Source organism: Streptomyces sp. MP131-18 (assembly GCF_001984575.1).
Classification (GTDB): domain Bacteria; phylum Actinomycetota; class Actinomycetes; order Streptomycetales; family Streptomycetaceae; genus Streptomyces; species Streptomyces johnsoniae.
In genome coordinates, this window is record NZ_LZNS01000001.1 from 3,602,826 (window position 1) to 3,624,026 (window position 21,201).

Annotated in this window: 21 protein-coding genes and 2 tRNA genes; 12 read left to right on the forward strand and 11 right to left on the reverse strand. The window is 73.7% G+C overall.

Translation table 11 applies throughout. The annotated features are described in order from the left end of the window. Window positions 1–5: 5 nt before the first annotated feature. Both purF and STBA_RS16030 read right to left on the reverse strand, forming a co-directional pair. A complete protein-coding gene (gene purF, locus STBA_RS16025; protein ID WP_077063363.1) occupies window positions 6–1,559 on the reverse strand; it encodes an amidophosphoribosyltransferase in 1,554 nt (517 codons plus the stop codon). Window positions 1,560–1,639: 80 nt separating this feature from the next. Beyond that, entirely contained in the window at window positions 1,640–2,491 is an 852-nt protein-coding gene (locus STBA_RS16030) for a sterol carrier family protein (protein WP_077059904.1), read from the reverse strand. 103 nt (window positions 2,492–2,594) lie between these two features. Here STBA_RS16030 and STBA_RS16035 point away from each other — a divergent pair, with 103 nt between their 5' ends. The 4 genes from STBA_RS16035 to STBA_RS16050 are packed head-to-tail and all read left to right on the forward strand — an operon-like array spanning window position 2,595 to window position 4,481. Beyond that, the gene (locus STBA_RS16035; RefSeq protein WP_077059905.1) at window positions 2,595–3,095 is read left to right on the forward strand and encodes a PH domain-containing protein; all 501 of its coding nucleotides are present in this window, start codon (window positions 2,595–2,597) and stop codon (window positions 3,093–3,095) included. Window positions 3,096–3,127: 32 nt separating this feature from the next. Beyond that, complete coding sequence (locus STBA_RS16040) at window positions 3,128–3,580, forward strand: YbhB/YbcL family Raf kinase inhibitor-like protein (RefSeq protein ID WP_077059906.1); 453 nt, start codon at window positions 3,128–3,130, stop codon at window positions 3,578–3,580. Window positions 3,581–3,609: 29 nt separating this feature from the next. Further along, window positions 3,610–3,942: a DUF2795 domain-containing protein gene (locus STBA_RS16045; protein ID WP_077059907.1), complete on the forward strand. Its 333-nt coding sequence runs from the start codon at window positions 3,610–3,612 to the stop codon at window positions 3,940–3,942. A gap of 29 nt (window positions 3,943–3,971) precedes the next feature. Beyond that, window positions 3,972–4,481 carry a hypothetical protein gene (locus STBA_RS16050; protein WP_077059908.1) on the forward strand — a complete coding sequence of 170 codons (510 nt, stop codon included), beginning with the start codon at window positions 3,972–3,974 and terminating at the stop codon, window positions 4,479–4,481. A gap of 22 nt (window positions 4,482–4,503) precedes the next feature. On the opposite strand, the gene STBA_RS16055 is transcribed toward STBA_RS16050, so the two are convergent. From STBA_RS16055 to purS, 4 genes are all read right to left on the reverse strand, one after another. Continuing rightward, window positions 4,504–5,541, reverse strand: a complete 1,038-nt coding sequence (locus STBA_RS16055; RefSeq protein WP_253194764.1) for an alpha/beta hydrolase-fold protein — start codon at window positions 5,539–5,541, stop codon at window positions 4,504–4,506. Window positions 5,542–5,642: 101 nt separating this feature from the next. Further along, window positions 5,643–7,940 carry a phosphoribosylformylglycinamidine synthase subunit PurL gene (purL, locus tag STBA_RS16060; protein WP_077059910.1) on the reverse strand — a complete coding sequence of 766 codons (2,298 nt, stop codon included), beginning with the start codon at window positions 7,938–7,940 and terminating at the stop codon, window positions 5,643–5,645. After that, window positions 7,937–8,614: a phosphoribosylformylglycinamidine synthase subunit PurQ gene (gene purQ, locus STBA_RS16065; RefSeq protein ID WP_077059911.1), complete on the reverse strand. Its 678-nt coding sequence runs from the start codon at window positions 8,612–8,614 to the stop codon at window positions 7,937–7,939. The genes purL and purQ overlap by 4 nt, the downstream gene beginning before the upstream one ends. Beyond that, complete coding sequence (gene purS, locus STBA_RS16070; protein WP_077059912.1) at window positions 8,611–8,862, reverse strand: phosphoribosylformylglycinamidine synthase subunit PurS; 252 nt, start codon at window positions 8,860–8,862, stop codon at window positions 8,611–8,613. The genes purQ and purS overlap by 4 nt, the downstream gene beginning before the upstream one ends. A 337-nt stretch (window positions 8,863–9,199) precedes the next feature. Between purS and STBA_RS16075 the strand changes: the two genes are divergently transcribed. The 7 genes from STBA_RS16075 (at window position 9,200) to STBA_RS16105 (ending at window position 13,584) form a co-directional block, all read left to right on the forward strand. Then, window positions 9,200–9,529 (forward strand): Lsr2 family protein, encoded by a 330-nt coding sequence (locus STBA_RS16075; protein WP_077059913.1) that lies wholly within the window; start codon window positions 9,200–9,202, stop codon window positions 9,527–9,529. Between the two features lie 89 nt (window positions 9,530–9,618). After that, window positions 9,619–9,693: transfer RNA gene (locus tag STBA_RS16080), tRNA-Gly, on the forward strand. A 41-nt stretch (window positions 9,694–9,734) separates the two neighbouring features. Further along, a tRNA-Gly gene (locus STBA_RS16085) sits at window positions 9,735–9,807 on the forward strand. A 143-nt stretch (window positions 9,808–9,950) separates the two neighbouring features. Then, window positions 9,951–10,862, forward strand: coding sequence for an ABC transporter ATP-binding protein (locus STBA_RS16090; protein WP_077059914.1), 912 nt, complete (start codon window positions 9,951–9,953; stop codon window positions 10,860–10,862). Further along, window positions 10,859–11,680, forward strand: a complete 822-nt coding sequence (locus tag STBA_RS16095; protein ID WP_077059915.1) for an ABC transporter permease — start codon at window positions 10,859–10,861, stop codon at window positions 11,678–11,680. Before STBA_RS16090 ends, STBA_RS16095 begins: the two co-directional genes overlap by 4 nt. A gap of 63 nt (window positions 11,681–11,743) precedes the next feature. Beyond that, complete coding sequence (locus tag STBA_RS16100; protein ID WP_079251957.1) at window positions 11,744–12,967, forward strand: histidine kinase; 1,224 nt, start codon at window positions 11,744–11,746, stop codon at window positions 12,965–12,967. Further along, a complete protein-coding gene (locus STBA_RS16105) occupies window positions 12,964–13,584 on the forward strand; it encodes a response regulator transcription factor (RefSeq protein ID WP_077059916.1) in 621 nt (206 codons plus the stop codon). Before STBA_RS16100 ends, STBA_RS16105 begins: the two co-directional genes overlap by 4 nt. 44 nt (window positions 13,585–13,628) lie before the next feature. Here STBA_RS16105 and STBA_RS16110 read toward each other — a convergent pair whose 3' ends face one another. From STBA_RS16110 to purD, 4 genes are all read right to left on the reverse strand, one after another. Further along, complete coding sequence (locus STBA_RS16110; protein ID WP_077059917.1) at window positions 13,629–14,543, reverse strand: phosphoribosylaminoimidazolesuccinocarboxamide synthase; 915 nt, start codon at window positions 14,541–14,543, stop codon at window positions 13,629–13,631. 180 nt (window positions 14,544–14,723) lie between these two features. Beyond that, the gene (locus STBA_RS16115; protein WP_077059918.1) at window positions 14,724–16,172 is read right to left on the reverse strand and encodes a N,N-dimethylformamidase beta subunit family domain-containing protein; all 1,449 of its coding nucleotides are present in this window, start codon (window positions 16,170–16,172) and stop codon (window positions 14,724–14,726) included. Between the two features lie 214 nt (window positions 16,173–16,386). Continuing rightward, window positions 16,387–17,934, reverse strand: a complete 1,548-nt coding sequence (locus STBA_RS16120) for a hypothetical protein (RefSeq protein ID WP_077059919.1) — start codon at window positions 17,932–17,934, stop codon at window positions 16,387–16,389. Between the two features lie 187 nt (window positions 17,935–18,121). Next, complete coding sequence (purD, locus tag STBA_RS16125; protein ID WP_077059920.1) at window positions 18,122–19,408, reverse strand: phosphoribosylamine--glycine ligase; 1,287 nt, start codon at window positions 19,406–19,408, stop codon at window positions 18,122–18,124. A gap of 222 nt (window positions 19,409–19,630) precedes the next feature. Between purD and STBA_RS16130 the strand changes: the two genes are divergently transcribed. Further along, complete coding sequence (locus STBA_RS16130) at window positions 19,631–20,272, forward strand: SLATT domain-containing protein (RefSeq protein ID WP_143659627.1); 642 nt, start codon at window positions 19,631–19,633, stop codon at window positions 20,270–20,272. Window positions 20,273–20,504: 232 nt separating this feature from the next. Here the strand turns inward: STBA_RS16130 and STBA_RS16135 are convergent, their stop codons facing one another. Next, window positions 20,505–21,155 (reverse strand): hypothetical protein, encoded by a 651-nt coding sequence (locus tag STBA_RS16135; protein ID WP_077059922.1) that lies wholly within the window; start codon window positions 21,153–21,155, stop codon window positions 20,505–20,507. Window positions 21,156–21,201: the final 46 nt, after the last annotated feature.

Consider the following 21,201-nt stretch of genomic DNA (forward strand, 5'->3'; position numbering starts at 1 on the left):
CGGTGTCACGGGCGGGCGTTGCCGCCGCCTGAGCCCGCCGTCAGCAGGGGGGACGACCCGGCCGCGTTCGCCGGCTGCTCCAGCACGTCCTTGCCGAGCACCGCCGGATCGGGCAGCTCCATCGGGTAGACCCCGTCGAAGCAGGCGCAGCACAGCTTCCGCTTGGGAATCGTGGTGGCCGCAACCATCGCGTCCAGGTCGATGTAGGCCAGCGAATCGGCGCCCAGGGAGGTGCGGATCTCCTCGACCGACAGGCCGCCCGCGATCAGCTCGGCCCGGGTGGCGAAGTCTATGCCGAAGTAGCAGGGCCACTTGATGGGCGGCGAGCTGATCCGCACGTGGACCTCGGCGGCGCCCGCCTCGCGGAGCATGCGGACCAGGGCGCGCTGCGTGTTGCCGCGGACGATCGAGTCGTCGACGACCACGAGACGCTTGCCGCGGATGACTTCCTTCAGCGGGTTCAGCTTGAGGCGGATGCCGAGCTGCCTGATCGTCTGGCTCGGCTGGATGAACGTCCGGCCCACGTACGCGTTCTTCACCAGGCCCGAGCCGTACGGGATGCCCGCCGCCTCGGCGTAGCCGATGGCCGCGGGCGTGCCGGACTCCGGGGTCGGTATCACCAGGTCCGCCTCCACCGGCGCCTGCGCGGCCAGCCTGCGGCCCATCTCCACTCGGGAGAGGTACACATTGCGGCCCGAGATGTCGGTGTCGGGGCGGGCGAGATACACGTACTCGAAGACGCAGGTGCGCGGTTTTGCTTCCGCGAAGCGTGTGGAACGCAGCCCCTGCGCGTCGACGGCGATCAGCTCGCCCGGCTCGATCTCCCGCACGACCGAGGCGCCGACGATGTCCAGGGCGGCCGTCTCGGAGGCCACCACCCAGCCGCGCTCCAGGCGGCCGAGGACCAGCGGGCGGATGCCCTGCGGGTCGCGGGCCGCGTACAGCGTGCCCTCGTCCATGAACACGAAGCTGAACGCGCCCTTGACCTGCGGCAGCACGCGCGGGGCGGCCTCCTCCACGGTCAGCGGCTCGCCCGTTGACTCGTCGGTCTGCCCGGCGAGCAGCGCGGTCACCAGATCCGTGTCATTGGTCGAGGCGACCCGCTCCGGCGCACCCTGGCGCGGCCCCTTGCCGTCGGGCAGCGCGGCGACGAGCCCGGCCAGCTCCGTGGTGTTGACCAGATTGCCGTTGTGGCCGAGGGCGATCGACCCGTGGCCGGTCGCGCGGAAGGTGGGCTGCGCGTTCTCCCAGGTGGGGGCGCCCGTCGTCGAGTACCTGGCGTGTCCCACGGCGATGTGGCCCTGGAGCGAGCCGAGGGAGGTTTCGTCGAAGACCTGGGAGACCAGGCCCATGTCCTTGAAGACCAGGATCTTCGAACCGTCACTCACCGCAATACCCGCGGACTCCTGTCCGCGGTGCTGGAGTGCGTAGAGTCCGAAGAAGGTGAGCTTGGCGACCTCCTCGCCCGGGGCCCAGACACCGAAGACGCCGCACGCGTCCCTCGGGCCCTGCTCTCCGGGGTCAAGGTCGTGGCTGAGTCGTCCGTCACCACGTGGCACGACCACGAGTCTAGGCCAGGACCCCGGGCCGGGGAGAACCCCTGGATTGTGAGACATGCCCCATACCGGCCCGGCGTGGATCAGCTCAGGACGGGCAGCTCGGCCGCGAGCGCCCCCGCCCGCTCGCCGCTCGCGCGCAGCCGGCCGGCCGCGAGCGCCGCGTCCCAGGCGGTGCGCCCGGCGGCCAGCCGCAGCCAGGTCACCGGGTCGGTCTCCACCACGTTCGGCGGGGTGCCGCGGGTGTGCCGCGGGCCGGGCAGGCACTGGACGGCGGCGAACGGCGGGACCCGCAGCTCGGTGGAGGCGCCGGGCGCCTTGACGGCCAGCGCGTCCGCGAGCACCCGCACGGTGATCGCCAGGGCCTGCCGGTCCAGCCGCACCGGCCGCCCGAGGGCGCGCGTCAGATCGTCGCTGTGCACCACCAGCTCGACGACGCGGGTGACGGTGAAGTCGAGGGCGCGCATGGCGCCGAACCGATGCGGCAGCAGCACGTCCTCGCGCACGCCGGTCTCCACCACCGCCTCCAGCTCCTCCGCGGCGGCGTCCAGCGCCGCCGCCCGCCTCCGTGCCGCGGCGGCGTCCTGCCGCGTCCCGCCGTCCGCTGCGTTCGCGGTGTCCGCTGCGTTCGCGGTGTCCGCTGCGTTCGCGAGGGACCCGGTGGACCCGGCGGTCAGGGCCCACTCGCTCACCCCCAGCTCGGGGCGCGCCACGTCGGGCGGCGGCTGCGCGAGCACCCTGGGCAGCGCGTCGATCTGGCCGGCGATGTGGACCAGCAGCGTCCCGACGTCCCAGCCCGGCAGGCCGGACGGCGCCCCCCGCGCCTCGTCCGGGATCTCCCGGGCCGCCAGCCGTACGAATTCCACCTGGGCGAGCAGCGCGTCGCGGACCCGGTCGGGGTGGTGGGCGCGGACCTTGCGCCGGACGGCAGACATAGCACGGAGCTTACGACCATCGCCGCGGGCCGGAAGGTGACAAGGTCATACCAAGTGGACCAAGCGGCGGGTGGGGTGCAGGGGGCTGTGCCACGATGCGCCCATGGCTACTGCGGACCGCTACCTGGCGGAGGACGAGGAACTCATCTACGAGACCCGGCAGCACTGGACCACGATGATCAGTGAGTTCCTGGTGCTCTGCCTCGTCGCCGTGGCCGCGGGCGCCGTGATCTGGGTGCTCCCCACCGACGAGGACTGGGGCGGGACCGCGGTGTGGGTGGTGCTCGGCGCCGCGGCGGTCGCCGCCGTGTGGTGGTGGCTGATCCCCCTCCTCCAGTGGCGCGCCACGCTGTACTTCCTCACCACCAAGCGGCTCCACAAGCGGGCCGGATTCCTCAACAAGACGGGGACCAGCATTCCGCTCAGCCGGGTGAACGACGTGTCGTTCTCGGCCACCCTCTGGGAACGGATCATGCGGTACGGCACCGTGCGCGTACAGTCCGCGTCCGAACACGGAATGATGACCCTGCGGCACGTTCCGGAGCCCGAGGCCCTGAAGAACGTCATCTACCAGGCCCTCGACGGGCTGGACGAGGACAGCTGAATGGGCCGGGCCGCGCCGGGTACTCCGGCGGCATGGCTGGAATCGAACTGCGCAGCAGCGCATTCAACGACCACGCGCCCATTCCCGGGCGCTACACCAAGGACGGCGAGAATCTCTCGCCACCGCTGAGCTGGTCACGTCCCCCCACCGGCACGCGGGAGCTGGCCCTGATGTGCGAGGACCCGGACGCGCCGTCCGGCACGTTCCTGCACTGGCTGGTCACCGGCATCGACCCGCACCACGACGGCATCGGCACCGGGGCGCTGCCGCCGGGCGCCGCCGCGCACACCAACAGCTTCGGCGACGCGGACTGGGACGGGCCGAGGCCCCCGGTCGGCGACCCGGCGCACCGCTACTTCTTCCGCCTCTACGCGCTCCCCGGGCCCGTTCCGCTGCCCGAGCCCGCCTCGGCGCGGGACGTGCGCGAGGAGCTTGGCGGACGGCAGCTCGCCGGCGGCACCCTGGTGGGCCTGCACCAGCGCTGACACGAACGGCCGAGGACGGGAGGAACGCCATGGCCGCGACCGATGTGAACGAGATCCTGCACGCCGTCAAGAATGTCGACTTCCCCGCCGGGAAGGACGATCTGGTCCGCGCCGCCAAGCAGGCAGGCGCGTCAGAACCCGCCGTCAAGGCGCTGCGCGGCATCCCGCCTGAGAGCTACGCCAACCGCACCGAGGTCGCGCGCTCCGTGCGCCTGCCCGGGGACGCGGGGCTCGGGCTCAGCCCGGCCCAGCGCGCGGAACAGGCCCGCAGGGGCGGCAGGCGCGGGCAGGCCGAGCAGCTGCGGGACGTGCCGAAGCCCCCGGTGGACGAGGAACTGGACCGCGAGGACCGCGACCGCTGAGCGGAGCGGGAGCGCCGAGAGGAGGCGTCATGGTGCGCAAGAAGGTCGAGGGCAACGAGGAACAGCGGCGCCGCGCGGCGCGTGAGGCCGAACGCGCGGGAAGCAGCCCCAGCGCGCGCGGAGTCACCACGGGCGGCTCCAAGCAGCGCACCCACATGCCCGACCGCTCCTCGCTGACCCACGAGGAGAAGACGGACCCGCTCCACCGCGGAAAGCAGCGCCGGGAGGCCGAGGAACAGGCCGAGGCCCGCGCCGCTGACCGGCCCGCGCCGCCGCCCGGGCGGACGTTCACCGGACGGGAAGCGCCCGGCTACGGAAGCGACCACGCCCGCGTCTTCCAGGCGCTCGGCGACGCGGAACGGCGCCACGGCGGCGACGCCGTGTACGCGACGGAGATCGCCCGCACGGCCGGTCTGCCCGACGAGCGGACGCGGCTGCTGCTGCACGATCTGGTGACCGTCCACCGGCTCGTCACCGAACTCCAGGGCACCGACCGCCCGGACCTCGGCCCCCGCTACGAAACGAGGCCGGGCCGCTGAGCAGCGCACCGTGGCGCGCTGCCTACGCTCCGCCGTCCAGGGCGCGCAGCAACAGGGGCATGGAGCTGCGTAGTTCGCGCCTGCCGTAGGTGCCGCCGTGCGTGCCCGGGTAGAAGTGGGCGGTCACCGGCGTGCCCCGCATGATCAGCCGGTCGGCGAGTGCGCGGGTCTCGATCCCGCAGATCGCCTCGGTCAGCGAGATCACGTCGTCCGGCAGCCGCTCGACCCACTCCTCCGTGCCGGGGATGAACGGGTCCGGCTCGGGGTCCGGGCCGTCCAGCTCCCCGGCCGTGCCGTCGCCCGCCGCGAGGTAGACGGGCGTGTGGCGCAGCGCGTCGGCCAGGTACCACGGGTCGTGGGCCTCCCACACGTGCCGCTGCGCGACCGGGTCGCCGAAGATCGCCGTGCCGTCGACGCCGACGTACCTGGCGCCGGACAGCCACACCTCGGGGTGCGCCAGCGGGTGAACGGCGCCGCTGTAGGAGGCCGCGGCCCGGAACAGTCCTGGGTGGCGCGCCGTGTAGGACAGGGCGCCGAAGCCGCCCTGCGAGTCGCCGCCGACCGCGCGCGCCCGTCCCGCGCCGTAGTCCCGTTCCAGCAGGGGCAGTACCTCGCGCAGGTGGAACGTCTCGACGGCGGGCGGCCCGCCGGCCCCGCCGTTCCACCAGTCGGTGTAGAAGCCGAACAGCGGCATGCCTGGCATGACGACGAGCGTGTCCCGCAGTTCGCCGATGTCCTGCACGAGGTGCTGCTCGGTCCAGATCCGTTCGTCGCCGTCGCCGCCCGGCAGCAGCCACAGCACCGGCCAGGTCCGCCCGGCGGCCCGGCGTTCCCAGCCGCGCGGCGTCAGCAGCACCACCGTTTCCTGGCCGCCGAGCGCGGGCGAGTCGATCGTCAGCTCGACCAGCCGGTCCCCCGTACGGCGTTCCCGGGCGACGCGCGCCCCGCCGCGCCCGGCGGCGCGGGCCCCGCCGGCCAGCCCCACCGCCGCGGCGGCGCCCCCGAACGCCGCCGCGGCCGTCATGAAGCGCCGCCTGCTGTACTCGTATCTCTCCGTCATGCCACCGACGCTATGCGCCACCCCGCCCCACGGCATCCGACGGACGAAGTCGCCCGCTACTCCGCCCGGAGCAGCGGGCGGAGTAGCGGGCGGGGCGCGCGTCAGGCGAACAGTGCGGGCAGTGTGTGCTCGTGGGCCTCGCGCAGTTCGGCGAGGGGCAGGGTGAACTGCCCCTGCACCTCGACCGCGTCGCCGTCCACCACGCCGACGCGCGTCGCGGGCAGCGACCTGGCGCGGCACATGTCGGTGAACCTGACCTCCTCGCCGCGCGGCACGGCGACCACGGCGCGGCCCGCCGATTCGGAGAAGAGGAACGTGAACGCGTCGAGACCCTCGGGAACGACGAGGCGCGCGCCCCGCCCGCCCTTCAGGCAGGATTCGGTGACCGCCTGGATCAGGCCGCCGTCCGACAGGTCGTGCGCCGCGTCGATCATGCCGTCGCGGGAGGCGGCGATCAGCACCTCCGCGAGCAGCCGTTCGCGCTCCAGGTCCACCCGCGGCGGCAGGCCGCCGAGGTGGCCGTGGATCACCTGGGACCAGGCCGAGCCGCCGAACTCCCCGGCGGTGTCGCCCAGCAGGTAGATCAGCTGTCCCTCGGTGCGGAAGGCCATCGGGGTGCGGCGGGACACGTCGTCGATGACGCCGAGCACGCCGACCACGGGGGTGGGGTGGATCGCGCTCTCGCCGGTCTGGTTGTACAGCGAGACGTTCCCGCCGGTCACGGGGGTGCCCAGCGTCCGGCAGGCGTCGGCGAGGCCGCGGGTGGCCTCGGCGAACTGCCACATGACGGCCGGGTCCTCGGGGGAGCCGAAGTTGAGGCAGTCGGTGACGGCGAGCGGCCGGGCGCCGGTGGCCGCGACGTTGCGGTAGGACTCGGCCAGGGCGAGCTGGGCGCCGGCGTACGGGTCGAGCTTGGCGTAGCGGCCGTTGCCGTCGGTGGCGATGGCGACCCCGAGGTTGGTCTCCTCGTCGATGCGGATCATGCCGCCGTCCTCGGGCTGCGCCAGCACGGTGTTGCCCAGGACGTAGCGGTCGTACTGGTCGGTGATCCACGTCTTGGCGGCCTGGTTCGGCGAGGCGGTCAGCCGCAGCACCTGCTCGCGCAGCTCCTCGGGCCCGGCCGGGCGCGGCAGGGCCGCGGCGTCGTCCGCCTGGAGCGCGTCCTGCCAGGCGGGGCGGGCGAGCGGACGGCGGTAGACGGGGCCCTCGTGCGCGACGGTGCGCGGCGGGACGTCGACGATCTGCTCGCCGTGCCAGAAGATCTCCAGCCGGTCGCCCTCGGTGACCTCGCCGATGACGGTGGCGATGACGTCCCACTTGGCGCAGATCTCCAGGAACCGGTCGACGTTCTCCGGCCGGACGACGGCGCACATGCGCTCCTGCGACTCGCTCATGAGGATCTCCTCGGGGGAGAGCGAGGCGTCGCGCAGCGGAACGGTGTCGAGGTCGACCCGCATCCCGCCGGAGCCGGCCGAGGCCAGCTCGGAGGTGGCGCAGGACAGTCCTGCGCCGCCCAGGTCCTGGATGCCGGCGACCAGGTCCTCGGCGAAGACTTCCAGGGTGCACTCGATGAGCAGCTTCTCCTGGAACGGGTCGCCGACCTGGACCGCGGGCCGCTTGGCGGGGCCAGGAAGAGGGTGATGCGTAGCGTCTCCGCTCGGGGTGGTGGGGGGCGACGGGTGGGAAAAGGTTTCCGAGGCGAGCACCGAGACGCCACCGATGCCGTCGCCGCCGGTGCGGGCGCCGTACAGGATCACCTTGTTGCCGGTGCCCGAGGCTTTGGCGAGGTGGATGTCCTCGTGCCGCATGACGCCCACGCACAACGCGTTGACCAGCGGGTTGCCCTGGTAGCAGGAGTCGAAGACGACCTCGCCGCCGATGTTGGGCAGGCCCAGGCAGTTGCCGTAGCCGCCGATGCCCGCGACGACGCCCGGCAGCACGCGGCGCGTGTCGGGGTGATCGGCCGCGCCGAAGCGCAGCGGGTCCATCACGGCGACGGGCCTGGCGCCCATGGCGAGGATGTCGCGGACGATGCCGCCGATGCCGGTGGCCGCGCCCTGGTAGGGCTCGACGTACGAGGGGTGGTTGTGCGACTCGACCTTGAACGTGACCGCGTACCCCTGGCCGACGTCGACGACGCCCGCGTTCTCCCCGATGCCGACCAGCAACGCGTCGCTGGCCGGGGCCTTTTCGCCGAACTGCTTGAGGTGGACCTTGCTGGACTTGTAGGAGCAGTGCTCGGACCACATCACCGAGTACATGGCCAGCTCGGCGCCGGTCGGGCGGCGGCCGAGGATGACCCGGATGCGCTCGTACTCGTCTTCCTTCAGGCCCAGTTCGGCCCAGGGCTGCGCGTCGTGCGGGGTGCCCGCGGCGTGCTTGACGGTGTCGAGGCTCATGCGCTGACCAGCTTCTTGAGGACCGAGGTGAAGAAGGGGAGCCCGTCCGTGGTGGGGCCGGTCAGGGCCTCCACGGCGTGCTCCGGGTGCGGCATCAGACCCACCACGTTCCCCGCGGGGTTGCAGATGCCGGCGATGTCGCGGCGCGATCCGTTCGGATTGCGCTCCAGGTAGCGGAAGACCACCCGGCCCTCGGCCTCCAGCTCGTCGAGGGTGCCCTCGTCGGCGACGTAGCCGCCCTCCCCGTTCTTCAGGGGAACGGTGATCTCCTGGCCCTCGGCGTAGTCGGCCGTCCAGGCGGTCCCGGCGTTCTCCACGCGCAGGCGCTGGTCGCGGCAGATGAAGTGCAGGTGGTCGTTGCGGGTGAGCGCGCCGGGCAGCAGGTGGGATTCGCACAGCATCTGGAAGCCATTGCAGATGCCGAGCACGGGAAGGCCGGCGCGCGCCCCGGCGATGATCGTTTCCATCACGGGGGAGAAACGCGCGATGGCGCCGCAGCGAAGATAGTCACCATAGGAGAAACCGCCCGGAAGGATCACGGCGTCGACCTGATGCAGGTCTTTGTCGCCGTGCCAGAGCGCGACGGGCTCGGCGCCCGCGAGCTTTACCGCGCGGGCGGCATCACGGTCGTCGAGCGAGCCGGGAAATGTGACGACTCCCACACGAGTGGTCACCGCTCCTCCTCGACCCGGACCTCGAAGTCCTCGATCACCGTGTTGGCGAGAAACGTGCGCGCCATCTCCCTGACACGGTCGAGGGCCGCCTCGTCGACGGGCCCCGCAAGCTCCAGTTCGAAACGCTTGCCCTGGCGGACGTCCGAGACGCCGTCGAACCCGAGCCGTGGCAGTGCGCGCTGCACCGCTTGGCCCTGGGGGTCGAGGATCTCCGGCTTGAGCATGACGTCGACTACGACGCGAGCCACTGGTACTCCCGGTGGTGGTGCGGTGGTGGTGATGCTTGACGCTGCACCGGCCAGCGTACCCGGAGGAGAAATCTACGCGGGTAGATATTCAGAGTAAAGGTCACGTTAGGGTATCGGGACCTGGAACCCTTCCAGAAAACGTCCTGGAAAAAGTAAGGTCCCCGTACGAGGATGATGAGTGACTGAATTCATCGTCTCGCATTACTGTGCCAGGCGCAGTACAAATAAAAGAACCATACTCGCGAACGAGTGGGAGTCCAGCGTCGCTGCACGTGATTCGGCGGTAACCGGCCTCCGGGCCGCCGTGGCAGCGAGCCTCCCGGAAGGACCGATATCCGTGGCACAGCGTGTAGTGGTCACCCTCGCCGACGACATCGACGGCGGAGAAGCGTCGGAAACGGTTGCCTTCGGACTCGACGGGAAGACGTACGAGATCGACCTCAGCTCCAACAACGCGGAGAAGCTGCGGACCGCTCTCGCCCCCTACGTGGAGGCCGGCCGCAAGCGCGCCCGCTCGGGCAGGACGTTCCACCACACCGCCGTGGCCCCCGACCCCAAGGCCGTGCGGGCCTGGGCGGAGTCCAACGGCTTCGGGGTGCCCGCCAGGGGTCGCATCCCCAAGAAGGTCTACGACGCCTTCAACGAGGCACACACGACCGTTCATTGAGTCGACTTGCCATGAACCCGGGGTGATCGGCTAGAGTCTGGAGCGCGCCGCGGGGCAGGGCAGACAAGGCCCGAAGCCCCGGGAGCCGCGCGGGTGTAGTTCAGTAGCAGAACACCCTCTTTCCAAGAGGGAGGCGCAGTGTGCGATTCCTGTCACCCGCTCCAGCCCACTGGCCCCGACCCGGGTCGGGTATAGTGAGTGTCGTGCGGACGTGGCTCAGTTGGTAGAGCATCACCTTGCCAAGGTGAGGGTCGCGAGTTCGAATCTCGTCGTCCGCTCGTGAGTCGGAGGGCCCGGTCCTTGAGGACCGGGCCCTCCGCCATGTGCGCGCAAGTTTCGGCCTTGCCCCCTGACATTTGTCATCCGCATGCGTGACAGCCCGCACTGCCGCGGCGTCCGTTCCCCGGCCAGGCTTGACGGCATGGACACGATGATCGAAGTGAGCGCCCTGCGGCGGCGCTACGGGGGAAGCGGCCAGGACGGCTACGAAGCCGTCCGCGGCGTGGACTTCTCGGTGGGGCAGGGCGAGATCTTCGCCCTGCTCGGCACCAACGGGGCCGGGAAGACGTCCACGGTCGAGGTGCTCGAAGGACTGGCCGCGCCGACCGCGGGCGAGGTGCGGGTGCTGGGGCGCGATCCGTTCAAGGAGCGCGCGCAGGTGCGTCCGCACACCGGCATCATGCTTCAGGAAGCCGGGTTCTCCAACGACTTGACCGTCGCCGAGACCGCCCGCATGTGGGCCGGCTGCACCGGCCGGCCGGCTCCGGTATCCGAGGTACTGGGCACGGTGCGCCTGAACGAGCGGGCGGACGTGCGCGTGAAGCAGCTGTCCGGCGGCGAACGGCGGCGCCTGGACCTGGCGCTCGCCCTGACCACGCGCCCGCGCGTGCTGTTCCTCGACGAGCCGACGACCGGCATGGACCCGCAGGCCAGGCAGGACACCTGGCAGGTCGTGCGGCGGCTGCGCGAGGACGGCGTGACGATCCTGCTGACCACCCACTACCTGGAGGAGGCGGAGGCGCTGGCGGACCGCCTGGCGATCATGCACCGGGGCCGGATCACCGTCATGGGCACCCCCGCCGAGGTGATGGCCGCCCACCCCGCCCGCATCCGTTTCCGCCTGCCCGAAGGACTCGACCCGGCGTGGCTCCCGCTGCCGGGACCGGTCGACGTGTTCGACGGGAACGTCGAGGCGCAGACCGGCAACCTCCAGCAGTCGCTGACCGATCTGCTGCTGTGGGCCCGCGAGGCGGGCGTGGAGCTGCCCGGGCTCGACGCCCGGTCCGCTTCGCTCGAACAGGTGTTTCTCGCCATGGCTGAGGAGGCCGCATGAGCACGCACAACGCACAGAAACCGCTGACGTCGTTCCTCACCTGGGGCCTGCCGGACGCGGCGGCGCTGCGCCGCATGGGGGCGCTGGCGCGGGCGGAGCTGACGCTGCTGCTGCGCAACCGCACCGCGCTCTTCGTCTCGCTGCTGATGCCCGCCGCGCTGATCGGCCTCTCGTACACGGCGTCCGACCAGCTCGACCTGGCGGGCACCGGCCTCAGCCGCGGCGAGGCCGTGATGACCGGCGGCATCGGCATGGTGCTGATCATGGTCCTCTACCTCGGACTCATTCCCACATACGTGGCACGGCGCGAGGAGCGGGTCCTGAAGCGGCTGCGCACCGGCGAGCTGACGGACGGCGAGATCATGACCGCCACCGCGCTGCCCGCCGCGGTCCTCGCGCTCGTGCAGTGCGTCCTGCTGGTGGCCGGCGGTATCGCCGTGCTGGACGCGGCGGTTCCCAAGAACGCGGCGGTGCTGCTCCTCGGGCTGCTGCTCGGCACCGCGGTACTCGCCGCGGCGGCCGCGGCCACGGCCACGTTCACCAAGACCGTGGAGAGCGCGCAGATCACCGGCATGCCGCTGCTGATGATCTCGGTGATGGGCTCCGGCCTTTACTTCCCGCTCGACATCCTGCCCGACAACCTCGCGGACATCTGCCGCTTCCTGCCGCTCACCCCGGCCGTCGACCTGGTCAGGGCCGGCTGGCTCGGCGGGATCGACGCGTCCGACCAGTTGCGGGCCATGGCCGTCGGAGTGGCCTGGATCGCGGCCTCGGTGTTTGCTGTACGCCGGTGGTTCCGCTGGGAACCGCGGCACTGAACGGGAAGCAGGCCGCCCGCCGCACGCCCACCGGGCAGCACACCCGCCGACGAGGAGAGTCCGATGGTCACGTTCCGCCGACTGGAGGGCCTGCGGCGCACCAGCCAGCGCGCCAGGTTCCACCACTACGTCGCCTGGAGCCTCTACGTCATCGGCCTCACGAACGCGGTGCTGGTCGGCACGGTCCTGATCCGGGTGGCCGGCGAGAGCGACGCGGCGACGCTGGCCGCGGTGAGCACAGTGGTGGGCGGGCAGCTCGTGCTCGGCCTTGCGCTGACCCGTACCGCGCTGCGGTACTACCTCGGCGGGCAGGACCGGCCGGGCCGGCTGCTCGCGGTGTACTACGCGGCGACGGCGGCGACCCTCGTCGCCCCCGTACTGGCCGAGGCGGCGGGCGGCATGCCGGAGGAGGGCCGCGCCATCGCCGTTTACCAGGCCGTGTACTGCGCCGGTCCCGCCGTGCTCGCGTGGCCGCTGCGCCGCGCCACGGCCATCTGCGCGGCGCCGGCGGCGGCCTGCGCGATCGGCGCGGTCGCGCTGGGCGCGCCGCTGCTCGCCGGCTTGGTGATCGGTGTCGCCACGGCGGCCGGTGCGGCGGTGTGCGGCGCCGCCTTCCGGACCAGCGCGTGGACGTTGAAGGTGGTCGACCGGTTGGATGCGGCCAGGGAGACGGAGGCGAGGCTCGCGGTGGCGGAGGAACGGCTGCGGTTCGGGCGGGACCTGCACGACGTGCTGGGGCGGAACCTGTCGGTGATCGCGCTGAAGAGCGAACTCGCCGCGCAGCTGCTCCAGCGCGACAGGGGCGCGGCGCTCGACGAGATGGCGGAGGTCCAGCGCATCGCGCGGGACTCGCAGCGCGAGATCCGCGAGGTGGTCCGCGGCTACCGCAGGGCGGATCTGCACGCGGAGCTCGTCGGGGCCCGCGGTGTGCTCCAGGCGGCGGGCATCACCTGCCGTATCGAGGACCGGCACGGCGAGCGGCTGCCGGAGCCGGTCCAGTCGGCCCTGGGCTGGGTGGTGCGCGAGGGCACGACCAACGTGCTGCGCCACGCGGACGCGGGTTGGTGCACGGTACGGCTGCGCCGGCTGGCGGACGGTGAGGCGGTGCTGGAGATGGAGAACGACGGGGTGCTCGCGGAGGGCGCCCAGGACAGCCCGGGCGGCGGCATGGGGCTGGCCGGGCTGCGGGAGCGGGTCGCCGCGCTCGGGGGCTCGCTGAGGGCGGAACGGGGCGCGGGCGGGGCGTTCCTGCTGACCGCCCGGGTACCGGCCGGAGGGGCGGAATGACGGGCGACGAGAAGACCAGAGTGCTGCTCGCCGACGACGAGCACCTGATCCGCGGGGCGCTGGCGGCGCTGCTCGCCCTGGAGGACGACCTGGCGGTCGTCGCCGAGGCGGGCACCGGTCCTGAGGCGCTGGCCATGGCGCTGGCGCTGCGGCCCGACGTGGCGGTGCTCGACCTCCAGATGCCGGGGCAGGACGGGGTGGCCGTGGCCGAAGCGCTGCGGTCCCGGCTGCCGGAGTGCGCGGCGATGATCGTGACCTCGCACGGGCGGCCCGGCGACCTGAAGCGGGCGCTCGCGGCGGGGGTCCGGGGCTTCCTGCCGAAGACGCTGTCCGCGCAGCGGCTGGCCGAGATCATCCGTGCGGTGCGCGCGGGCAACCGCTACATCGACCCGGAACTGGCCGCGGACGCGATCAGCTCGGGCGACTCGCCGCTGACCCCGCGCGAGGCGGAGCTGCTCGAACTGGCGGCGGACGGCGCACCGGTCGCGGACATCGCCGCCCGCGCGTCCCTGGCACCCGGCACGGTGCGCAACTACCTGTCGGCCGCGGCGGCGAAGCTCGGCGCGGAGAACCGCCATGCCGCGGCCCGCATCGCCCGCGAACGCGGCTGGCTGTGAACCCCGGGCCGTGAACCGCGGGCCGCGCGGGGTGCGCGGGCGCGTCAGGTCCAGGGGGTGCCGGTCAGCAGCTGGTACGCCTCCGCGTAGCGGGCCCGCGTCCTGGCCACGATGTCCTCGGGCAGGGCGGGCGGTGGGGCGTCGCCGGTGCGGTCCCAGCCGGCGGCGGGGGACGAGAGCCAGTCGCGGATGAGCTGCTTGTCGTAGGGCTTCTGGGGGCGTCCTGGCTCCCACTCGGCCTTGCGCCAGAAGCGGGAGGAGTCGGGCGTCAGGACCTCGTCGGCGAGGATCAGCGGGCCGTCGGGGCCCGCGTCCGGCGCCATGCCGAACTCGAACTTCGTGTCGGCGAGGATGATCCCGCGGTCCCTGGCGATGTCGCGGGCCCGGCTGTAGAGGGCGAGCGTGGCCTGGCGCAGCCGGGCGGCCGTCTCGGGGCCGACCTGGCGGGCGACCTCCTCATAGCTCACATTCTCGTCGTGCTCGCCGACCGGAGCCTTGGTGGCGGGCGTGAAGATCGGCGCGGGCAGCTCGGAGCCGTCGACGAGCCCCGGCGGGAGCGCGAGGCCGCATACGGTGCGGTCGCGTTCGTACTCGGCGAGCCCGGTGCCGGTGAGGTAGCCGCGGGCGACGGCCTCGACGGGGATCATCGACAGGGCGCGGCACACCATGACGCGGCCCGCCCACGCCTCGGGCGCCCCGGGCGGCAGCTCCGTGGAGATCACGTGTCCCGGCACGAGGTCGGCCAGCTGGTCGAACCACCAGAGCGAAAGCCGGGTCAGGATGCGGCCTTTGTCCGGGATTTCGGTCGCGAGCACCCAGTCGTAGGCGGATACGCGGTCGGTCGCGACGAGCACGAGGTCGCCCGTCTCCGTCCGGTACAGGTCCCGGACCTTCCCGGTGTGCACATGCACCAGTCCCGGCACGTGAACGGGCCGCGGCTTGTCGACGAATCCTGGCACGACGCCTCCTGGCGGCTTCTGGGACGGTTGGGCCGCGCGAATCCATTGTTCCGCAGGGAGCTGTCCGTTTCGTCACCGGGGCGGCGACGGACGGAGGCAACGGGGGCGGGAAGGGCGCGGGAGGCGCCCGTGGAGGGCTCCCGGCGCGTGCCGTGCTTCCGGCGGGCGCCGCAGAGACGTTCAGTCGCGTTTGCAGATACGGTCCAGCAGATTGGCCGTCGCCTTCTGGATGCGCGGGTCGAGGTGTCCTGGCCGGGCGAGCGCGGGCGACCAGGCGAAGGTGCCGGAGGCGAAGACCCAGGCGCCGCTCGGTGCCCGGTACAGCGACGTCTCCTGGTGGCGGCGGGCGCCGGTTCCGTCGCGGTACGGCGAGTGGGCGAGCAGGATGCGGCTCTCGGCGTCGGGCAGTTGGGTGCGCGGGTAGTAGCGGTCCGCCTCGCCGGCGACGAGCCCGGGCAGCTCCTCGCCCTCCGCCGCGCCGGTCGCCTCCCACAGCCAGTGGCCGGCATTGCGCACGACCAGCGGGTGCGGCCGCGGGACCGGGCCCGCGTACTGCACGCCGAGCAGCGTCTGCTCCGGCTGCCCCTGGTCGCGCCACAGCGCGGAACGGCCGGGCCCCTGGCGTTTGCGGCAGCTCAGCAGCCGGTCGCTGTCGCCCGAGGGCAGCGCGCTGAGCGTGACCTGCCAGTACATGGTGTTGGCCGAGAGGAACACCAGCGAGGTGCCGCCGTCCCTGGCGTCCTCGACGGCGCCGCGCATCGGCACGGACCAGTACTCGTCGTGCCCGGAGAACACCAGACCGCGGTAGCGGGACGCGTCCACGCGCCCGGCGTGCAGGTCGCGGGCGGTGGCGTAGGCCAGGTCGTAGCCGTAGCGCTCGGCCCAGCGGATGAAGTCGTAGGCGTGCCCGGCGTGCAGCGGCAGCCCGGCGCCCGCGAAGGGGCGGTCGAAGCAGACGGTGATGGCCGCGTTCTGCTCGCCGATGAGCCGGCCGGCCGCGTCCCAGGCGTGGTAGAGGCTGGCGCCGCCGCGGCCGTCCTCGGGGAAGAGGTTGTACGCCTGCCAGGTGATGTCGGGCAGGACGAGGCACAGGTCGGCGGGGTGGTCGTCGCGCACGGTGAACGGCACGTGGGACCGGAACTCGCCGTCCGCGGTCGTCAGAACGGCGACGTACGCGCCCGGCAGCCAGTCGGGCGGCACCTGGAGGCGCCAGGACAGCCACCAGTGGTGGCAGGAGACGGTGCGGCCCGCGATCAGCGGGGCGGGCTGGCGGATGCCGATGAGGCGGGGGCTGCTCAGCAGCAGGCGGGCGCCGTCGCCGCCGAAGTAGCCGATGCGGTAGATGTCGATGGTGAACTCCCGCGGCGGGTCGACCGTGACGCGGAAGTCGAGCGGGCCGCCCGGCGCGACGGTGCTCTCCGTGACGAAACCCTTGATCTGGCAGTCGACGTCGTCGGCGGTCCGCAGTCCCGGCGGTGTCCGCACGGCGGGCAGCCCGAGGCCGTTCGTCCGCAGGTGGCCGTCGCCGGCCCGCACCCAGGGCAGCGGGCCCTGGCCGAACGGGTCGGAGACCGCGTGCGTGAGCGCGCCCGACTCCCAGCGCCGGACCTGCTCCGTACTCTTGCTCACTCGCCCCTCCCGGCCCCTGACGGTGATGCGGCGCGCCCCAGGCACCGCTCCCGGCACCGCTCCCGGCACCACCCTCGACACCGCCCCCGGCACCGCACCGGGAGAAGACGGTACGTCACCGTACCGTCACGGCGGCGGTCGGCGGCGGCTGCCCGATGGTGGCGCCGCCGGAGGGGCCTGTCGAGCCCTCGCGGCTGAAACGTGCGCATTCGCCTCAGACCAGCCGCACCGGCTTGTCCGCGCGCACCCCGGCGTCGACCAGCCAGTCCCGCAGCGGTCCGGGGTCGCCGTCGTCAACAAGGCTGTGCACCGGCGCCGACAGGTCGTCCCGGCGTTTCTCACCGTCGGCGAGCAGCACCGGGCCGTCCAGCCAGTCGAGGCCGGCCGTGGCCTTCGTGGTGTCCGCCGCGGCGCAGCAAACGGCGGCGGACACGTGCTCGATGAGCAGTTCCCTGTCGCTGCGCGGCGGCGCCAGGGGCGGCGGGAAGGCGGCGCCGGGGGCGGCCGGGTCGGCGCCCACGGCGGCCGGGGCGCGCCGGGCGTCGCACCGGGCGGCGTGTGCGCCGAGTCTGGCGGCGAGTGCTTCGGTGCCGTCGGCGACGGCGGCGTCCGCCAGCCGCTGGAGGGCGCGGGCCAGCGTGGGCGTCTCGGCGGCGCCGAGGACGTCGAACAGGCGCGCGGCGCGGTCGCGCCAGATGCGGTCGACGACCTCGTCGGGGTACGCGGTCCAGTCCACGGGGGCCCAGTCGGCGCCGTGGCCGGCGGGCACGCCGTGGAAGAGGCGGGCGGCGAGCAGGGAGACCGCCTCGTCGACGGCTCCCGGCTCCTCCAGCAGGTCGCACGCGGGGCGTTCGCCGAGCCGCGCGGCGAAGCCGTCGGCGAGGCGGTCGCGGCGGGACAGCTCGGTGAGGGCGGCGGCCACGCCGGCGTCCAGGCGCCGGGGCCAGCGGCCGACGCGCCAGGCGGGCAGCGCGACGCGGGTCAGCAGCCGGTCCCAGCCCGCGTACGCGAGGCCGACCTGCTCCTGCGCGAGCGCCCGCGCCCCGTGGTCCACGCCCTGGGCGCGCGCGGCGGCGGCCGCGGCGACGCCGCGCTCCATCTCGGCGCTGTGCGTCGCCGCGATGCGCAGGAACAGCCGGGCGAGGCGGCCGGCCGAGGCGGTCAGCGGGCGGCGCAGCGGCGAGACGCCCCGGGCGAGGCCGGCGGCCGCGTCCCAGGCGCGCACACAGCGGCGCGCGGCGGCGATGTCGGGGTGGGCGGCGGGTCCTGTGCCCGCGACGACGGGCGCGAGGAGGGCCCGCAGCTCGGCGACCCGCATCCACCACAGGAACGGCGAGCCGATGACCAGAACGGGCGCCGCCGTGCCGGGGTGCCCGGGCGGCTCCTCCAGCCAGCTGTCGCAGTCGGGGGTGAGCGCGATGCCGCCGGGCGCGGGCACGTCGAGCCGCTCCGCGAGATCTCGTATCAGGCCGTGGAGCGCGGGCGCGGCACGTTCCGGCAGGGGGATCACCGGGGTCACGGCGGGCCGGGCGCGGCAGATCATGATTCCGGTGGTCACGGCGACGGCCGCGACGACGGCCGCGAGCACGGAGACCGGTGCGCGCAGCGTACCGGCCGCGCCGGGGGCGCCCGAGGCGAACAGCACCACCGTGACGGCGGCCGGGAGCAGCGCGAGCGCCAGCGCGCTGTTCCGCACCCGGAGCACGGCCAGCGCGTGATCCCGCGCGGAGAGTCCGGCTTTTCGCGCCTTACGCTGCCCCATGCCCTGCCCTCCGCAGTGCGACGCCGCTCGGCCTGTCCCCCGCCGTTCCTCCACTGTCGCACCGGTCGCCGGCACCGCAACGTGCGATGCCGCCGATCGCCACGGGGGCGCGTGACCACGTGGGCGGAAGACGTTGCGCCGCACCCTAGTTGGGCGCGGCGGGCCCGTCAGCAGGTCAGCGGATCGGTCACTCGATGGAGGGGCTTTGGGGAGAGGACGGAACCGCGGAGGCCGCCTGCGCGGCAATGTCGGTGCGGTGGTGGGAGCCGGCCAGCCGCACCCGGGCGACGGCGCGGTAGGCGAGGGCCCTGGCCTGCGCGAGATCGGGTCCGGTCGCGGTCAGGGACAGCACCCGGCCGCCCGCGCTCACCACCCGGCCCGCCTCGTCGCGCCGCGTGCCGGCGTGCAGCACGTACGCGCCGGGGGCGTCCTCGGCGGCGATCTCGTCGAGCCCCTCGACGGGGTCGCCGGTCCTGGGCGCCTCGGGGTAGCCCTCGGCCGCGACCACGACGGTGACGGCGGCGCCGTCGCTCCAGCGCAGCGGCGGGAAGCTGCCGAGGGTGCCGGTGGCGGCGGCGTGCAGCAGCCCGGCCGGCGGGGTGAGCAGCCGGGCCAGCACGGCCTGGGTCTCCGGGTCGCCGAACCTGGCGTTGAACTCGACGACCCGCACCCCGCGGGAGGTCAGGGCGAGTCCGGCGTAGAGCAGGCCGGAGAACGGGGTGCCGCGGCGGCGCAGCTCATCGACGGTGGGCCTGAGCACGGTGTCGAGGACCTCGTCGGTCAGCTTCGGATCGGCCCAGGGCAGCGGGGAGTAGGCGCCCATCCCGCCGGTGTTGGGCCCCTCGTCGCCGTCGCGGGCCCGCTTGAAGTCCTGCGCGGGCTGGAGCGGCACGACGGTCTCGCCGTCGGTGACGGCGAACAGGGAGACCTCGGGGCCGTCGAGGAACTCCTCGATGACGACCCGCTCGCAGGAACGGGCGTGCGCGCGGGCGTGCGCCAGGTCCTCGGTGACGACGACGCCCTTGCCCGCGGCCAGGCCGTCGTCCTTGACGACGTAGGGCGGGCCGAAGGCGTCGAGCGCCGCGTCGGCTTCCCCGGGGGTGGTGCAGACGTGGGCGCGGGCGGTCGGCACCCCGGCCGCGGCCATGATCTCCTTGGCGAACGCCTTGCTGCCCTCCAGGCGCGCGGCCTGTGCGGAAGGACCGAAGACAGGGATGCCCGCGGCGCGCACCGCGTCCGCGACGCCGGCGACCAGCGGGGCCTCGGGGCCGACGACGACGAGGTCCGCCCCGAGCCGGGCGGCAAGCTCCGCGACCTCGGGGCCGTTCACCGCGTCGACCGGGTGCGGTTCCGCCACCTCCGCCGTCCCGGCGTTGCCCGGCGCGCAGTGCAGCTCGGTGACGTCGGGGTCCTGGGAGAGGGCGTGGCACAGGGCATGTTCGCGGGCGCCGCCGCCGATGACAAGGATTCTCACGGGGCCCAAGAGTAGGCCCTGTCCGCCGCCCACTCTTTCGGGTGAGGGGTGGTCCGCGGGGTCCCGGCCGTGCCGCCCGCGGGTGGCGGGAACGCGGCCCGGCGCGCCGTTCCCCGCCGGGGAACGGCGGCGGGGCGGCGGCGCGGAAGGCACTAGAAAGGCTTTCCCGGCCCGGGGTGCGGGCCTGTCGTGGGGAGTGTGAGGGTGGTGAGTCTGCCCGAGATGTCCGGGGGAACGGTCGCGGCCGACCGGCTGGCGGAGCTGTATGCCTGCGCCGAGGCGGACGCGGCGCGGACCGCGGACTGGTATCTGGCCGCCCGGGTGTGGAAGCGCCGCACGGCGTGGCTGCTGCGCTGCGGCACGTTCGCGGGGGCGGCGGGCGGCGCGGTGCTGCCGCTGGTGGGCGTGGCGGGCCGCTTCGGCTGCCTGTCGCTGCTCGGCGCGGTGGCCGCTCTGGCCTGCGACCGGTACCTGGGGCTGACGTCCGGGTGGATGCGGGACGTGGCGACGGCGCAGGCGGTGCGGGAACGGCTGGCGGTCCTGCGGTACGACTGGGCGGCGGAGGGGCTGCGGGACGGGCTGGCGGAGGAGGCGGCGGAGCGGCGGCTCGGCGTGCTGCGGCGGTTCTCCGAGGACGTGACGGAGCTGGTGCGGGCGGAAACGGCGGACTGGATGCGGGAGTTCCACCCGTACGGCCGGGTGTCCGCGGGTGGGCAGCGGCGGGTCCCGGCCGCCGGCCGGGACGGCGGCCGGGACGGCGGCCGGTCGGAGGCGGACACAGCGCTCAGGGCCCGCTTCCTGGCGGACCGGACAGGCATGCGGCCGGGGATGCCCAGGCAGCGACCGCCGGAGAGCGGCGGGTGATCCGGCGCGGGTGCGGCGCGGGACGAGGGCCGACGGCAGGAGCGGCACGGACACCGGGCCGGGCCGGTACGGACACCGCGGGAACGGCGCGGGCCGGGGCGCGGCCGGCGGGTGCGCCGTGGCGCACCCGCCGACTCGGCCGAGGACGGTCGTGGAGCCGCCGCGGCACGCATCCCGGGCCGGACGCGGCACGGCGGCGGGTGACCCCCGCCCGGGGAGGGCGGATGCGGGGTCAGCTGAAGACGATCATGGACCCCTGGGCGAGGCTCCGGGTCGCCGCGGCGTGCAGGCCGAGCCAGACGTGGCGTTCTCTGGCGAACGGGCCCTCGCCGTATCCGGGCAGAGCGGCCGGCTCCTCCAGGCTGGTGGGGCGCGACGGCGGGTCGGGGGCGGGCGGCGGGTTGACCGGGTTGATGTCGAGTACGGGGGCCACCAGCTCCAGCTCGCGCAGCAGGCCGTGGCTCGACCCGAGCGGGCCGCCGCCGGCCAGCAGCGACTCGTTGACCAGCGGGTGCGGGAAGTCGACCGGCACGTAGGCGCCCGCGTGGTCGAAGTGCCACACGAGGTGCGCCTGCTGGGCGCTCGCCTCGAACATTTCGAGCAGCTGCTGGTAGTCACCGTCCAGCTCGTCGGCGGGCGAGACCGGCAGGCCGCTCAGCTGGAGCAGGTAGGCGCGGCGCAGCAGGTGCAGGGCCGCGTAGTCGAAGCCGGCGATGGGGGCCACCGAGCCGGACATGCCGGGGACGTAGCCGTACACCGGGACCGGGGGCAGCCCGGCCTCGGCCAGGGCCCGGTCGTACTCGGCGAGCTCGTCGGCGAAAGGGTTGTCGGGGCTGTGGCACAGCACATCGACGAGGGGGACCAGCCACAGGTCACAGGCCACGTAACGGCTTTCTCTCGAACGGTTGCGTACCGCCAGCGTAGGGCCT